The sequence below is a fragment of the Candidatus Flexifilum breve genome (genome assembly GCF_016713355.1).
Window position 1 is genome coordinate 653236 of record NZ_JADJPI010000035.1, and the last position, 15323, is coordinate 668558.

18 protein-coding genes are annotated in these 15323 nt (G+C 60.3%); 5 read left to right on the forward strand and 13 right to left on the reverse strand.

The window, feature by feature from the left end; translation table 11 throughout:
• The first annotated feature begins 11 nt into the window (after positions 1 to 11).
• The 5 genes from IPK17_RS25820 to IPK17_RS40720 all read left to right on the forward strand — a co-directional run bounded on the left by IPK17_RS25820 (position 12) and on the right by IPK17_RS40720 (position 3696).
• Positions 12 to 749: a metallophosphoesterase family protein gene (locus IPK17_RS25820; RefSeq protein ID WP_343420570.1), complete on the forward strand. Its 738-nt coding sequence runs from the start codon at positions 12 to 14 to the stop codon at positions 747 to 749.
• Positions 749 to 1420, forward strand: coding sequence for an MIP family channel protein (locus IPK17_RS25825; RefSeq protein ID WP_343420571.1), 672 nt, complete (start codon positions 749 to 751; stop codon positions 1418 to 1420). Before IPK17_RS25820 ends, IPK17_RS25825 begins: the two co-directional genes overlap by 1 nt.
• 94 nt (positions 1421 to 1514) lie before the next feature.
• Complete coding sequence (locus IPK17_RS25830) at positions 1515 to 2210, forward strand: response regulator transcription factor (protein WP_343420572.1); 696 nt, start codon at positions 1515 to 1517, stop codon at positions 2208 to 2210.
• Between the two features lie 5 nt (positions 2211 to 2215).
• On the forward strand, positions 2216 to 3379 hold the full coding sequence (locus IPK17_RS25835; protein ID WP_343420573.1) for a sensor histidine kinase: 1164 nt from the start codon (positions 2216 to 2218) through the stop codon (positions 3377 to 3379).
• Positions 3376 to 3696: an ATP-binding protein gene (locus IPK17_RS40720; protein WP_350341657.1), complete on the forward strand. Its 321-nt coding sequence runs from the start codon at positions 3376 to 3378 to the stop codon at positions 3694 to 3696. The genes IPK17_RS25835 and IPK17_RS40720 overlap by 4 nt, the downstream gene beginning before the upstream one ends.
• On the opposite strand, the gene IPK17_RS25840 is transcribed toward IPK17_RS40720, so the two are convergent.
• The 13 genes from IPK17_RS25840 to IPK17_RS25900 all read right to left on the reverse strand — a co-directional run bounded on the left by IPK17_RS25840 (position 3626) and on the right by IPK17_RS25900 (position 15281).
• On the reverse strand, positions 3626 to 4525 hold the full coding sequence (locus IPK17_RS25840) for a cation diffusion facilitator family transporter (RefSeq protein ID WP_343420574.1): 900 nt from the start codon (positions 4523 to 4525) through the stop codon (positions 3626 to 3628). The two genes, IPK17_RS40720 and IPK17_RS25840, sit on opposite strands and share 71 nt — an antisense overlap.
• Positions 4526 to 4619: 94 nt before the next feature.
• Positions 4620 to 5315, reverse strand: a complete 696-nt coding sequence (locus IPK17_RS25845; protein WP_343420575.1) for a hypothetical protein — start codon at positions 5313 to 5315, stop codon at positions 4620 to 4622.
• 59 nt (positions 5316 to 5374) lie between these two features.
• Positions 5375 to 5836 (reverse strand): heme-binding domain-containing protein, encoded by a 462-nt coding sequence (locus IPK17_RS25850; protein ID WP_343420576.1) that lies wholly within the window; start codon positions 5834 to 5836, stop codon positions 5375 to 5377.
• 67 nt (positions 5837 to 5903) lie between these two features.
• Positions 5904 to 7019 (reverse strand): SH3 domain-containing protein, encoded by a 1116-nt coding sequence (locus tag IPK17_RS25855; protein WP_343420577.1) that lies wholly within the window; start codon positions 7017 to 7019, stop codon positions 5904 to 5906.
• The gene (locus IPK17_RS25860; RefSeq protein WP_343420578.1) at positions 7016 to 7954 is read right to left on the reverse strand and encodes an FAD:protein FMN transferase; all 939 of its coding nucleotides are present in this window, start codon (positions 7952 to 7954) and stop codon (positions 7016 to 7018) included. The genes IPK17_RS25855 and IPK17_RS25860 overlap by 4 nt, the downstream gene beginning before the upstream one ends.
• A complete protein-coding gene (locus IPK17_RS25865; protein WP_343420579.1) occupies positions 7951 to 8349 on the reverse strand; it encodes a hypothetical protein in 399 nt (132 codons plus the stop codon). The genes IPK17_RS25860 and IPK17_RS25865 overlap by 4 nt, the downstream gene beginning before the upstream one ends.
• 76 nt (positions 8350 to 8425) lie before the next feature.
• Positions 8426 to 9838 carry a sensor histidine kinase gene (locus tag IPK17_RS25870; RefSeq protein ID WP_343420580.1) on the reverse strand — a complete coding sequence of 471 codons (1413 nt, stop codon included), beginning with the start codon at positions 9836 to 9838 and terminating at the stop codon, positions 8426 to 8428.
• 1 nt (position 9839) lies between these two features.
• Positions 9840 to 10526 (reverse strand): response regulator transcription factor, encoded by a 687-nt coding sequence (locus IPK17_RS25875; protein WP_343420581.1) that lies wholly within the window; start codon positions 10524 to 10526, stop codon positions 9840 to 9842.
• Positions 10527 to 10556: 30 nt separating this feature from the next.
• Positions 10557 to 11618 (reverse strand): c-type cytochrome, encoded by a 1062-nt coding sequence (locus IPK17_RS25880; protein WP_343420582.1) that lies wholly within the window; start codon positions 11616 to 11618, stop codon positions 10557 to 10559.
• Positions 11615 to 12106 carry a QcrA and Rieske domain-containing protein gene (locus tag IPK17_RS25885; RefSeq protein ID WP_343420583.1) on the reverse strand — a complete coding sequence of 164 codons (492 nt, stop codon included), beginning with the start codon at positions 12104 to 12106 and terminating at the stop codon, positions 11615 to 11617. The genes IPK17_RS25880 and IPK17_RS25885 overlap by 4 nt, the downstream gene beginning before the upstream one ends.
• Positions 12106 to 13506, reverse strand: coding sequence for a cytochrome b N-terminal domain-containing protein (locus IPK17_RS25890; RefSeq protein ID WP_343420584.1), 1401 nt, complete (start codon positions 13504 to 13506; stop codon positions 12106 to 12108). The genes IPK17_RS25885 and IPK17_RS25890 overlap by 1 nt, the downstream gene beginning before the upstream one ends.
• A gap of 23 nt (positions 13507 to 13529) precedes the next feature.
• A complete protein-coding gene (locus IPK17_RS25895; protein WP_343420585.1) occupies positions 13530 to 14402 on the reverse strand; it encodes a hypothetical protein in 873 nt (290 codons plus the stop codon).
• A 171-nt stretch (positions 14403 to 14573) separates the two neighbouring features.
• On the reverse strand, positions 14574 to 15281 hold the full coding sequence (locus tag IPK17_RS25900) for a ferritin family protein (RefSeq protein ID WP_343420586.1): 708 nt from the start codon (positions 15279 to 15281) through the stop codon (positions 14574 to 14576).
• Positions 15282 to 15323: the final 42 nt, after the last annotated feature.

A 15323-nucleotide genomic window follows, 5' to 3' on the forward strand; every position in this document is an offset into this window, starting at 1 on the left:
TCGGAGGGCTTTTGAACGCAATCACGATTTTTGGCGATATTCACGGTAACCTGCCCGCGCTGGAAGCGGTATTTCAGGACATCGAAGCGCGCGGATTGTCCCGGCTGTACTGCCTCGGCGATCTCGTCGGCTATGGGACATTCCCAAACGAAGTGGTGAACTTGATTCGTCAACGGGGTATCCCAACCCTGATGGGGAATTACGATCAGGGTGTAGGCAGCAGCAGCGATGACTGCGGCTGCGCGTACAAAACCGATGTCGAGCGGCGGCGCGGCGAGCTGTCGATTGCGTGGACGAACGCCCATACCACCGAGGACAACAAAGCGTTTCTGCACGATCTGCCTGCCCATATTCCCTTGCAGTTAGGCGATCTCCAAGTGCTGCTGGTGCATGGCAGCCCGCGCAAGGTCAACGAGTATCTCTTTGAAGATCGTCCCGATGACTCCTTTGAGCGGATTATGGATGCCGCGCAGGCAGATGTGCTGGTCTGCGGGCATACGCACCTGCCGTATCACAAGGTGCTGCCGAGCGGACGGCATGTGATCAACGCGGGCAGCGTGGGCAAGCCGAAAGACCATGATCCGCGTGCGGGGTATATCACCCTCACCATCACCGGGTGTGCTGTACAAGTGGAATTCATCCGGGTCGCCTATGATGTCGAACGCGCCGCCCAGGCGATTGAGGTGACACCCGAAGAGGGTGGGATGCCACATCATTTCGCTCAACTGCTGCGCAAAGGATCTGGCTGATGGAGCGCAGCCTACTGCGGCGCGCAGGCGCAGAATTCATTGGTACATTCGCACTGGTGACAGCGGGCTGCGGTGCGATCATGGTAAACGCGCAGACTGGCGCACTGACGCATGTCGGGATCGCGCTCACCTTTGGCTTGATCATCACCGTGATGATAGCGGCAACCGGGCATATTTCCGGCGCACACTTCAACCCGGCAGTGACCATCGCCTTTGCGGTGACACGCCATTTTCCGTGGCGTGAAGTCGTCTATTATGTCGTCGCCCAACTCCTCGCGGCGGTTTTGGGTGCGCTGACTCTGCGCTTGCTCATTGGCGATCTGGCAGCGTTGGGCACAACAATCCCCTCCGGTTCGATTGGGCAGTCCTTCGGATTGGAAATTCTGCTCAGTGCGGTGCTGATGTTCGTCATTATCTCAGTCGCCACCGACACGAAAGCTGTCGGTACACCTGCCGCACTCGCCATCGGTTTCACGGTCGCGCTGGATGCATTGTGGGGTGGACCAATCAGCGGGGCATCAATGAATCCGGCACGCTCACTAGGTCCAGCGCTGATCGCGGGCGTACTGGACAATCAGTGGATATATCTCGTCGCGCCGGTCATTGGAACGGTACTGGGTGGCTTCGCCTACCAACTCATCCGTGAACCCATGCAGTATAGTACAGCCTAGAGGCTTTCGGGACTGCCCCGTTGATTCGCTTAAATCTGCCTTAAATCTCTCCAATCAGCGGTAGAATCGTGTGCAGTGGATAGGGCCGCACACAATGACACACATTCTCCTGATTGATGATGAACGCAAATTGACCGATCCCCTTCGCTCCTCGTTTGAGCGCGGAGGCTACCGGGTGACCGTCGCCAACGACGGTCATGCTGGATTGAGCTTGGCACTGGTCGAAAAACCGGACGTGGTAGTGCTTGACGTGATGATGCCGGGCTTGGATGGTTGGCAGGTGTGTCAGGCGATCCGAGCGCACAGCACCATGCCAATCATCATGCTGACCGCGCTCGACGACAGCACCGATCGCATCAAAGGCTTGGAACTTGGCGCAGATGACTATCTGGTGAAACCGTTTGGCTACAAGGAACTGGAAGCGCATGTCCGGGCGATGCTGCGCCGGGTGCGCCTCGATCAAGGGCAGCAGCTGCCGCAGCGCATCATGGTCGGGGAGATTGTGCTGGATCTTGAAGCGCATACGGTCACGCGCAGCGGGCATGAACTGACTCTGCGCCAGAAAGAATTCGAGATTTTGTCACTGCTCATGACCAATCTCGGCAAAATTGTCACGCGCGACCGCTTATTCGATGAAGTGTGGGGGACGGACTGGCTCGGCGATACCCGGACGCTCGATGTGCATATGAGTTGGCTGCGGGCGAAACTGGAAACCGATCCAGCGAATCCGGTTTATCTGCAAACGATTCGCGGCGTTGGCTACCGGTTTACCGATCCGGAAGGGAGTTAACCGCTATGCTCAACCGGCTGACCATTCGCCAGCGTATTCTGGTGATCTTCATCGGAATCGCATTTGTGGGCGGAACGGTGCAGTTTCTCATCGCTGGACGACAACTGGAAGCGGCGACGCTGGAATTCTATCAGCATCATCTCGAAACGGATGCCCTGCTGGTTGCGGCGACTTTTGCCGAACCCTTAGGCCACTACCTAGAAGGCGAGGATGAAGGGGGCATCGGGCGCATGTTGGCGGCCCTTCAACAAGAAGTGGGGCACGACTATCTCATTCTTGACCGAAATTATCGGGTCGTTGGTTACACGGCAAATACCGGCTACGAGCAGGTGGATCGCGTCCCAGTGTCCCCCGAACTCGTCGAAGCCGACAGCGTACAAATTGGATCGGACATTCGCCCGAATCACGTGGGGGAAGCGGCGTTATATCTGGCCGTGTCGGTCAGGTATGAAGGTGAGGCGCTCGGATATTTGGTCTTGTCCGAGCCCATGGCTCCCGCTTATGCCGAGGTGAACCGCCGGTACATGGAGTTGGCGATAGCCACCCTCCCCGTGCTCGTACTCGTGGTTGCGGCCTCGATGTGGGTGTCGAGTACGATTTCACGCCCAGTACAGCATCTGCGCAATTCGGCGCTCAACATGGCGCAGGGGGCGCTGGATACGCGCATTCAAGTCACGACGCAGGACGAAATCGGTCAGCTGGGCAAGACGCTCAATTTTATGGCGGGACAGCTTGAAACGTTGATGAAGACGCAGCGGAACTTTGTCAGCAATGCTGCCCACGAACTGCGCACGCCGCTGATGACCCTCAAGCTGCGCGCCGAAGCACTCAGCGATGAGACACTGCCAAAGGCTGAACGCGAAACCTATCTCACCGAGATCCAGCAGGAGATTGATCACATGGCGGAACTCGTCTCATCGCTGCTGCTGCTGGCACGCATTGACGAAGGGCGGCACACCCAGAATGGTGTCGTGACCGATACCGCATCGATTCTGCATGACCTCATTCGGCATTGGCGCATCGAAGCCGAAGCCAAGCAGCTGGAGTTCGCCACTCAGATCGATCCCGATTTGCCGGAACTGCCCATGAGCCCCAACGATCTACGTGTCGTCGTTGACAATCTCCTGTCGAATGCTGTCAATACACCGAACAGGGACGCATTCAGATGACAGTTGCGTCCACGCTTCAGATGGTCACGATTCAAGTGAGCGATACCGGCATCGGCTTTAGTGAGGAACAGCAGCGGCATCTCTTTGAGCGCTTTTACCGCTCGGACACCGTGCGGGGCAGATACAACGGGAACGGTCTAGGGCTGTCCATCATCGAAGCGATCCTGGAGCACTACGGCGGACAAATCACGACTGTCAGTCGTGGCCCTGGACAGGGCGCAATATTTACGGCGACGATCCCGCTTGTCAAACCGTTGACTGCCCGTCGTTCTCACCTGCCGCATCGCCAAGCGGTTCCAGATGGATCGTCACACTGATGTCATTTGCAATACCACGTATTACCTGTTCAATTTCTTCGGACAGGTCGTGCCCGGCTTGAACCGTCCATCCGCCGGGAACCAGAATATGCGCCTCGACGAATGAGCGTGCGCCTGACTGCCGGGTGCGTAGGGCGTGCCATTTTATACCGCGTGACTGGAACTCGTTGAGCCTCGTGGTGATGGCTTGCAGCGTTTCCGGCGGGATGGCGCTGTCCATCAAACCGCTGATCGAACGCCGCAGGAGTTGAATCCCTGACCGGATGATATTGGCAGCGACGAGGAGCGCGATCACTGCGTCCAACCACATCCACCCGGAGAGCGCGACCGCGCCGACGCCCACAATCACGGCGACGGATGTCCAGACATCGGTCATCAGGTGATGCGAGTCCGCTTCCAGCGTAATCGACTTATACTGTTTGCCGACCCGCAGCAGGACGCGCGCGACTGCGAAATTGACGACAGAGGCGATCACGGAAACGATCAGCCCGAGGCCGACATTGTCCAAGGGCGCGGGGTTGAGCAGACGATCAATGGCGGTTGATGCGATCCCGAAGGCGGCGACGAGAATCAGCGCGCCTTCGACCCCGCTGGAGAAATATTCTGCTTTGTCATGACCGAAGTTGTGAGCGTCGTCGGCGGGACGGGCGGCAATCGTAAGCGCGCCCAGGGCGACGACGGCCGCAATCAAGTTGACGCCCGATTCGAGCGCGTCAGACAGCAGGCCGACCGAACCGGAGAGCAGATAGGCCGAACCCTTGAGACCAATGGTCAGCAGGGCCGCCGCAATTGAGAGCCAAGCATAACGGGTGAGAGAAGCGCGAGTCATCAAGCGTGACCTTTCGGGTGCTGGCGGCGAAGCGCTCAATGCCACCACCATCCATTCTACTGCGAAGCAGGCAGCGTTTCGACAACTGGCGTGCTCACTTCGACTGGCTCAGAGTATGCGTTCCGCGCGCTTTTGCGGCGGGCTGGACTTGGGTTTTTCCCATGCGCATGCCGAGCAGCAGCACGACAAACAAGACACCTGCTCCGATGAGCAAGCGTAAGCCGATATTCGTGCCTTCAGTGCCTGCAAACAATCCGTGCAGCGAAACCAGCCCGAAAGCGGCATAGCTGGCATAGTGCAGCTTCTTCCAAACCGTATGACCGAGCCGCTTCTTGAACGGAAAACTCAACGTCACCACGATGATAATCCAGAATGCCAGTGTCCCTAAACCAACTGCTTCCGGGCGATACGGTCCCGTGAACGGCACAAACAGATCGCCGAGCGTATAGGCGAAATACTCGTCGAACAGCAGCAGCAGCGCATGGATTAGTCCAAGTACGAGCGACAACCATGAAATCGTACTGTGCAGCGTGAGCGACACGACACCCGGCGACCAGTCTTTAACGAACTGCGCGCTGATGAACAAACCCCACAGGGTCGATCCCATCAGCAATACATAGGCGACGATCCCTGATGAGCGGACGAGATGCCAGGCCAGTTTGCTGTCTGCGCTCAGCGTCACGTTGAATACACCCGTGTCGATCATCCACACCGCCGAGACGCCGATCACAATGAGGCTGGCGATTAGGATAATGATGTCAAGCAGTTTGGTCGATTTGTCTTTGTTCATGAATGCACTGCTCCTAACGGTGGAAGGTGTCCCCCCCCACCGAATTGTGACGAGGCAAATTAGCGGAAAGTCGCGCGAATGCCCGCCATCAGCGTTTCTTGCTGCGCGGCGGTCAGGTTTGCTTCCGGGTGCATGGTCAGGTAGATCGGCAGCGGCATTTCGCCTTCTTCGATCTTCTCGATCATTTCATCCCACTCGACCCGGCGGTCGGTCGAAATATTGAGTTCATCACGCCCTTCATGTACGTCGTGTGCGACCAGCCAACCGACCGGCGCGATGTATGAGTACCACGGGTAGACCGTCTCGTTTGAGTGACAGTCGGCGCACGCCTGCTTCCACAACTGTTCCGCTTCCGGCGAACTCCACACGACTTGCTGTGTGACGGGCGGGTTATCCAGTTGAAATTCCGGCACGACGAAGCGCACCAACTGCAAGAGGGCGAAGAGGACGATGATGATCCCGATGAACCCCAGGAGGGCTTTCGGGATGCGGCGAGGTGTAGTGCTGGTCTTGTGGGTCATATTGGTTCAGTATCCTTGTGGGTAAGTTGTGGTGTCTGCCCATCCTATGAGCAGACACCGGAGAACACTAATCGTCGTCGCCTTCTTCGTGCTCACCATCCTCGTGCGCTTCGTGATTCTCATGATCATCGTCATCATCGTCGCTGTAACTGCCAGATGATTGACTTGACCCGGTGATCACCAGCGGTGCAGGCTGCGCATCACGGAGGGGAATATTGAAAGCGGTCAGAGTAGCGCAATCGCCCTGGGTTTGCACGGTGCTGCGCGAAACCCACGCCGACGCACCACCGGCTAAGGCGACCAAGACCCAATTGTCTTCTGTGTTACGCCCACCCACCGTGAACACCTGATCGCGGTAGCCGTACCCGATGACGGTGTAACCGGTGCCGGGGCCGCTGCGGAGATTGGTTGAACTCACCGCGACCAGGGCGGTACAGGTCGTGTTCGCCGCGACGACGACTGGCGTGCTGACCGGCGCAGCCACCGCCACAATGCCCACATCACTTGCAGACACAAGGCGTACCCCTGCCGCAGCTTCTGCCGACAAACCACTGCTCACTAGAGTAAATTGGTACGTGCCGGGATCAACGAGCAGGCTGATCCCATCGACATGGCCGCCGACGGACTCGACTACCAGCGTACCCGTCGCATCAACCAACTGCGTCGTTGCGCCCACGCCGGGGAACGTCGCCGTCAGCATGCCAGCCGACGTGCCCGCAACGGTGACGCTGACGGAATCACCGGGATGATCAGAGCTCAGCGGCAGCGAGACTTCCTGATTGGACCCGACCGCCAGACCGGAGACGAGTTCAGTCGTGCCATAGAGGGTCAGTTCGGGCAGCGATGATACCCGCACGACGGCTTCGGTGATACCGGGCAGACGTTCAACCGTGAGGGTATGCGAACCGCTGTTGGGCGCGATATTCAGTTCGAGTGCGTGGAGGCGTTCGTCGGCAGCAGAAAACACGACCGCACCGGTTGCATCAGACAAGCGCACCGCTGCGCCGCTGAAATCCAGCGCAATGGTGCCGGTCGTATCGGCGGGCAGCGTCACGACCACATCAATTGCCGGACTGGCATCGGTGAGTGTGATGAGGTTAGCATCGGATTGGGCGAGTGTAGGCAGCACCGCCGATAAGCTCAGCGCGAGCACGATCAAGGCGAAGACGGACAAACGTTTCATAGCGTAATCCTTTGGTCGGAGTGAGATAAGAATCGAGATGAGAACAGGGCTGTAGCGAGTACTGCGCCGTCCTGACGGACAACCAGCCCGGACGCATCCCAGCGTCTATCAAGCCAATGCAAGCCGTTTTCCGCGCCGCGCAGCAGCACCGCTTTCGCGTAGGCTTCAGCAGAAACGGCGCTCGGATGGTGGACGCTAACGGTCAAAATGTCCGTCTCGGCGGAGCACCCGGTGCGCGGGTCGATGATGTGATGATGGACAGTGCCGTCGTCTGCCGTCCAACGGCGGAAATCAACGCCGCTGGTGACGAGACTGGCATCTTGCAGCCACAGGCTGCCGAGCGGCACTGTTTTCCCCGGATCGGCGATAGTCATTTCCCAACCGGGGAGGTCTTGCGGCGCGCCCCGCGCCACCAGATCGCCGCCGAAGTTGACGAGGCACGCGCCAGAGGTGGCGAGATCGATTGCGACCCGCTCCGCTGCCCAGCCTTTAGCAATGCCGCCGAGATCGACGGCGCTGTTTGCCGGGATGCGGACTTCGTGCGTTTGTGGGCGCAGTTCGATCCCACGCCAATCGGCAGCCGGAACCGGGTGGTGCGTTTCCGGAGCTGCCAGCGCATCGAAGGTCTGGTCGTAGCCATTGGCGATCAATGCGGGCAGCACCAGCGGGTTGAATGCGCCCTCGGTCAGGCGGGCAGCATGTTTGGCGGCGCTCAGGTTGGCGAACAGCACCTCGCTGACACTGACCCATTTCCCGGCGCGGGCGTTGAGCCGCATGAGTTCGCTTTCCGGGCGGAAACGGGATAGGCGATCTTCGAAGCTATCTACTTGCGCGGGAACGGCGCTTAAGATCGCCTGACCATCACCTTCCGTTTCAAGCTGGACGGAAACGGCACAGCCCATCGCCCGCCAGGCGAGATGAAACAGGCGCTTCATCGGCTGGAACGGCTGGATTGAACGACAGGCTGCTGTACGATGACGGGAGCCGGCGCGGCGACTTCCGCCGGGGCGGGCGGTTGAATAACCACCGGACTGCTGGCAACCGGATTAGCTGCTGCTTCACCGGATTGACCCGCGCGGCGCAGAATGATGATGCTCGGCGCTGCCTGCTGGATGACGAGATCGGGGGCTGCACGTACCACTGGAACGGGCGTCGTGACTTCCGGCAGTGGGTTGACGATGGCGGCTTCCGGCGATGGTGTGAACAGCGCTTCGAGGCGCGTCGCATCGAGCATTGCCAGATTTTGCGCACCAACAAAGGTCGCAATGGTCGCGCTGGTGACGAGCGCACTTCTCACCAAGAGTTTTCGAGTGCGGTCGGGATTTGCCATGTTGGGATGTCTCCGCTGTATCGTCATAACTGTCTCTACGATACGCGATTGGGCACATCCTTGTTTAAACCCGCACTCAACGTTCCCTTAAATCTGACTTAAATGCGCCGATGGGCAGCGTGAACGCGAACGTCACGCGGTTCTCTCCGCTCTCGACGGTCATCGATCCGCCGTGCAGCGCGACGATCTCGCGGCTAATCGCCAAACCGAGTCCGCTGCCGCCGCTGTCCCGTTCACGCGCCGCGTTCGCTCGCCAGAAGGGTTGAAACACGCGCGCCGCGTCGCTGTCGCTCAAGTGACTGCCGGTATTCGCCACGCTGAAGCACAGCGAGTCGTTCTCGCGCTGCACGCTGACGGCGATTTCGCCTCCGGTTGACGTATGGCGCAGCGCATTGGTGAGCAGATTCGAGATCACCTGACGGATGCGCGTCCCATCCCCATAGAACACGGGCAACCCAGGGCTAATATTGCGGATTAGCCGAACTTCTCCATCGATCATGAGGGGTTCAAACGCTTCAAGCAGCTGATTCACCAGCGCCGCCGGGTCGATCCTCGTCCGTTCAAGCGGCAGACGTTTCGCCTCCGCCAGCGTCAGCACGCGCAAATCTTCGACCAAGCGTGCCAGATGAATCGTTTGATCATGGGCGACCGCGATATGCGCGCTGTCGAGCGGATACACGCCGTCCAGCATCGCTTCGAGGTGTCCGCGCAGCACGCTCACCGGGGTACGGAGTTCGTGCGCCACGTCCGCTGCCATGCGCTGACGAAGTGCCTCGGCGTCTGCCAGCGCTTGCGACATAATGTTGAACTCCGCCGCCAGCGCGTTCACTTCGACCGTGCCGCGCACATTCACCCGCCGCCCCATCTGCCCAATGGAAAGATCACGCGCCGCTGTCGTCAGTTCGCGCAGCGGACGCGCCAGCGAATAGGCGAGGATCACACCGACGAGCAGCGCCAGCGCCGTCGCGCCGAGTCCGGCAAAGGTCAGCCAGCGGTTCGCCTCATTGAGGAAGGCAACTTCTGCCGCGCCGAGCGCCTGGATTCCCGGCGATGCGCGGTACAGCCAGCCGACTTGCACATCATCCACCGTCAGCGGGTATGCTGATGCCAGCAACGCCGCATCAACCGTCGTACTTTCGAGCGCGGGATCGGTGGAGACGAGGATCGTATGATCCAAACCGAGGATGGAAAAGGTTGCGCCGCGTCCGGTTTCGCCACCGCCAGCACCGTTGCCCGCGCCATTCCCCGCGCCGCCCGCCGATCCGCGCCCGCTCACGAGCGATTCCGCACCCGCCCATGTGCGGTTCGCGGCATAATACGCTTCCAACCGTGACACCTGTTCCGGGTTGATCTCGCTCTCACGGCTGATGACGTACTGGCGAAAGCCCGCGTCGAGCGTGCGCTGCACGACCAAGACCATCGCCGCGATGCCAATCCACGCGGAGAGCAGAAACGCCAGCGACAGCCGGACGGATAGACGATTGAACATGCTATGCCTCTCGCATCCGATAGCCGACGCCGAATACGGTTTCGATGTACTGCGGGTCACGCGGATCGGGTTCGATCTTGGCGCGCAAATTCTTGACATGCACATCAATCGCGCGCTCGAAGGCGGCGAAACTCTGCCCCTGCAAGCGGTCGAGCAGTTCCGCGCGGGTGAAGACGCGCCCCGGTCGGGCGATGAGTGCCGCCAGCAGTTCAAATTCAGTCGGCGTGAGTTCGATGCGCTCCCCGGCGCGGGTGACGGTATGCGTCTCGCTGTTGACTTCCAGATTACCCGCACGCCACACCGGAGCGACCGTACCTAAATCCCCATAAACGCGGCGGAGTAGGGCCCGCACATGCGCGACCAGCACACGCGGGCTGAACGGCTTGGTAATGTACTCGTCCGCGCCAATCTCCAGCCCGGTCACATGCTCGATGTCATCGACGCGGGCAGTCAGGAACAGCAGTGGTATCTGACTCTCCTTGCGGATCAGCCGCGCCGCTTCCCATCCGTCCATCTCCGGCATCATCACATCGAGGATGACGAGCGCAGGCTGTTCGTGACGGAAGGCGTAGACCGCCTCCCGTCCGTTTTTCGCCGTCACGACCTGCATCCCCGCTTCGATCAAATATGCGCGTACCGTATCGAGGATCGCCGCTTCATCGTCTGCGACCAAAATCTTGTGCGCCATGTCATCGCCCTTTCGTTCATGCGATTATAGTCACGGCTGTGCAGGTGCGACAATCGGCGCGGTCGGCTGCAAACTGCGTAGATACGCCGTGATCGCCGCGATGTCGGCATCCGTCAGGTAGCCGCTCCACGCGGGCATGACCGTGCCCATCACACCGCCCGCGATGATCGCCTGAATCGCCGCGTCAGGAGTCGTACTCAAGAACGTTTGATTATTCAGCGCGGGCGCAATCGGTGAGCCGTAGCCGTCGATGCCGTGACACTGCGTACACAGCAGGTCAAACAAGCGCTGCCCATTCGCCACTGCTTGCGGACTCATGTCGAGCGGCGCGGCTTCGATGGTCGGCAAGCTGACCCCGGCGGCGTTGAGTTCGCCCCACCGGCCGATCAGCGTCACGACGGCTTGCTGCTGCGCCGCGTCCAGCGCGCTTGACCACGACGACATGAGCGTCCCCGGCACCCCATCCGTGATGGTACGGGCGATGTCCGCATCGCTGAGGCGAACGCGCAGTTCGTCGGTGTTGAGCGCGGGCGCGAGCGTCGAGCCTTCGCCGTTCGCGCCGTGACACGCCGCACAGTTCTCCGCGTAGACCGTTAAGCCCACTGAAAGGGGCGCACCATCCGGCAAGGTTTCAACCAGCGCGATGGTTTCGGCGGGAATCTCCGCGACAACGATCTGCGGCGGCGTTAAGCCAAGTTCCGCCACACGCGCGGCGACGGTATCCCATGTGTCGGCCTGGAGCATGGTGACGAGACTTTGAATTTGCATCCCGGTGAAGATGCCGCCTTCATCCACGCCGAACGCCGCCATCCCCGTGTTGTAGCGCCCGCGCTCGATGGTGTTGTAGATCATCTGCGCATCCATGCTGACCGCCGTCGTGAGCGGCGGATAGGCGGCGATCCCTTCGCCGTTCGCCCCATGACAGGCTGCACAGTTTTCCGCATAGACATCTGTGCCTTCCGCGATCAGCGCCGTGTTAAGCGCCGCTGCCGCTTCTGCCTGCCGTGCGGGTTCGCGCAGCACGGCGATCCCGAATGCCGCCGCGATCATGAAGGTACCGATGAGGGCGATCCAACTCATTTGTCGGGTCATAGCTGCACCTCCGCGTAGACCAGATCGGCATCGCTGGCGTGATCGCGCTGGATCGGCGTGCCGGTATCGACCTTGACCATTTCGTTTTCAAGCGTAATGGCAAAGCGATCCAGCGGACGCGGCGCGGGCGCGTTGATCAACTGCCCATCCTGCTCGAATTCCGAGCCGTGACATGGACAAATGAACTTGCCCTCCGCCGGATTCCAGGGGACGGCGCAGCCCAGATGCGTACACTTGCGGTAGAGCGCCACGAAACCGCCGTCAGGCATCCGTACCAGATAAAAGCGTCCCTGTGTGAACGGCGTCACGCTGCCGGGTGGGAACGACTCGACCGCGCCCGCTTCGATCACCCCGCCGAACTCACCTTCGACCACACGCGGCGCGAAGAAGCTCAAGACCACGCCGCCCGCTTCGGCGGCTGCCAGCGCGCCCGCCGCGCCCCAGGCGATCTTCAAAAAGTCGCGGCGCGAAACATTTTTGTCCGTCATCACAGCACCTCCCACGGGAGCATCAACGCCATACCTTCACCCCGAAACGCCACGCCAATCACCGTCAGCACGATGAACGACACGACCAGCAGCACGAACACACTTTGCCGGGTTTCACACGCTGTCGCTTTGAACAGCCGCTTCATACCGTCGTAGTAGCCGATCACGAGCAGCAGCAGCGCCGCCAGCGGAATCCAGCCGTTGCTGATGAGCGTCGGCAGACTGGGCAGCATTCCCGGCAGATCGAGTCCGTATTCATCGAAGATCACCAGCAGGGGCACGGCGATCAACGCGGTCAGCGCGCCCACCAGCGCCATGCGCCGCCCTTTGGCGGAGCGGAACCACACGCCCTCGGCACTCAGGTCAAAGCGTTGATACGGCAGCAGCACCAGCGCCCCTAACCCTAACGCTGGGATGATGATCGCGCCGAACACGGGATGAAAATGCAGCAGGAGTTCTTGTAAGCCCATGAAATACCAGGCGGCTTTGGCGGGGTTAGGGCTGTGATCCGGGTTGGCGGCGGCTTCGAGCGGGGCATTCACCCACACCGACCAGAGCAGGATCGCGCCCGTCATCACCAGTGCGAACACGAATTCACGCGAGACGAGATGTGGCAGCGTCGTGACCTTTTCAACCTGATTGCCGTTCGATCCATCGACTGCGCCATCCAGCTTGTGTGGGATGGTCAGCGTATCTTTGCGCACGCGCCAGATGTGGAACGATGCGATTCCCATCAACGTGAGCGGGATGATCGCCACATGCAGCCCATAAAAGTTGGTGAGCGTCGCCGCGCCGACTTCCGGTCCGCCGAGCAGGAAGTTGCGCAGCGGCTCACCGATCAGCGGAACGTAGCTCAACAGACTGGAGCCGACCGTCACCGCCCAGTACGCCAGTTGATCCCAAGGCAGCAGATAGCCGGTGAAATTCGCGCCGACGACCAGCAGCAGCAGCCCAACCCCTAAAATCCAGTTGAACTCACGCGGTGTCTTGAACCCGCCCGTGAAGAACACGCGCAGCAGGTGCAAAAACGCCACGATCACGAGCAGGTTGCCGCTCCAGTGGTGCAGATTGCGGATCAACTGCCCGAACCAGACTTCGGTTTGCAGGTTGAGCATGTCCTGATAGGCGAATTCCGGCGATGGTGTGTACACAAACATCAGCATCACGCCTGTGAGCGAGAGGAGCGCCACCAGCAGCAGCGCCAGCCCACCGAGTCCCCATGTATAGGTGAATTTGAGCGTCGGCTTGGCGACTTTGCTCGGATGCAGATGCAGGATCAGGTTGTTCATCACCACGCGCATCCGCCCGCGATCATCTTTGGGCGGGAGTTCATCCCGCTGGATGGACTCCCACACGCGCTGTTTCAGGTCTTCAGGTCGGGGATCGAGGTTGTCAGTCATAATCAAGTCTCCGGGTTGTCAGTTTAGGCGGAAGGCATCGCGGTAGCTTCCGGCGTGACGTGCGTTCCCTGTCCGCCGTTTCCACCATTCCCGTTGCCCTGACCGCGACCGGGCCCCGCCCACAGCGGGCGACCGTTCGGGTCACGCAGCAGGATACGTTCGCCCGTCGCCGTCTTCGTCACCTGACCGGGGCTGAACTGCTCGCCCTGCCAGAAGCCGAGCATCGAGATCGCATCCCCAACCGCAAACGTCACCGTCTGCTGTTGCCAGAAATCCGCCCGCCCGAACGACACGGTGAGCGCCGCGCCGTCCATCGTTTGCAGGATCAAGCCGTTGTTGGTGAGTGCCGTCACTGTGCCTTCGACCGTCACCCATTGATCCGCCGGGATTTGCACTTCGCCCTGACCACCGTTTGAACCCTCGCCGTTGCCGCCTGACCACAGCGGCGATCCAGCTTCGTCGCGCACGGTCAGCACCGCGCCGCCGCTCGTCGTGACCGCACGCGCGTGATAATCCGTCCCGTTGAAAAAGCCGTCCACGGTGACCTGTGCGCCTGCCAGCAGCGTCACGCCCTGTGCGCTCCAGTAGCTTTCCGGTCCCAGTTCGATGAAGATGTCGCCCCCGTCTGCCAGTTCCAGCGTCATACCGACCGCCGTGAGCTCGAGGATGGTGCCGCTGCCGCTCCACACATCACCGACGCTGCTCACCGCTTGATTGACCGGTTCGCGGGTGACTTCCGGCTGCCGACCCTGTCCATTTTGTCCGCCTTGTGGAACATGCGTCGGAGTGGCAGCCGCTGTATCTGGCGTGACCGCGCTCGGCTGACTGAGCAGGGCAACGCCCACGCTCCCGATGACGGTGATGAGCAGCAGTCCGACGATGAGTTTCTTGACCATGATGGACATCCTTGTGCACTAAGTTTCGTGTTCAATGTGCCAAGCATGCCGGGAAGTTGTGTAGAGGTTGTGTGGGTCGCGTGTGGCGGTTGTGTAGGGGATGAGCATCAAGCGGAAACAAAAAGGACGAGGCATAGCCTCGTCCCGACATCTTGGAGCGGTTGTGTGCGGTTAGCTGGCACAGTTCTCGAAAGCGCTCAGGTGCATGTATTCCGAGGCATCACGCAGAGCTTCGGCGACGTACGTCAGATCCGGGTACGCTTCGAACGCCGCCAGCATCGAGTCATACAGGTCAAAGTTGGCCACTTCCGCCGCTGCACCCAGCGCGCAGGCGTCGGCGAGCGAGGCGAATGCAGGCACATCGAAGCCGGGAACTTCCGGCACAGCAATGCCATAGCGTTCGAAGAGCGTTTCCCACGCGGCGATGTGCTGCGCTTCACTGCTCAGAATGTTGGTGAAGGGGCGCACGTCGCCGAACTGGGCGATCACCGCCGTGTAGACGGCATAGGCGTGCTGTTCGTCCATCCACCCATCGAGCATGAGCTCGACCGTGTCTTCCGGCAGTTGATCGACCACACCATCCGGCAGGTTGAGCATGAAACCGCCACCATTCATCCCAGCATCCGGGTTGCCACCACGCTGACCAAACTGATTGCCCGTCCCATCCAGCGGCCCGGTCTCATTCTGCGCGGCGTTCTGCTCCATCAGTTGATTGCCCGTTCCTGTTTGCTGAGCATTCTGGTTGCCATTGCCAGCACCAGCACCGTTACCGCCTTGTCCACCGCGACCGTTACCCATTTGCGCCGATACTGCCGTCAAACCGAGCGCCAGCACGGCGGCCAGCACGACCAATACGATAACCATCCGTTTTGCGTTCACGATTTTTCACTCCGTGTAGTTCCGTTCAAGTTGGCTCTACGA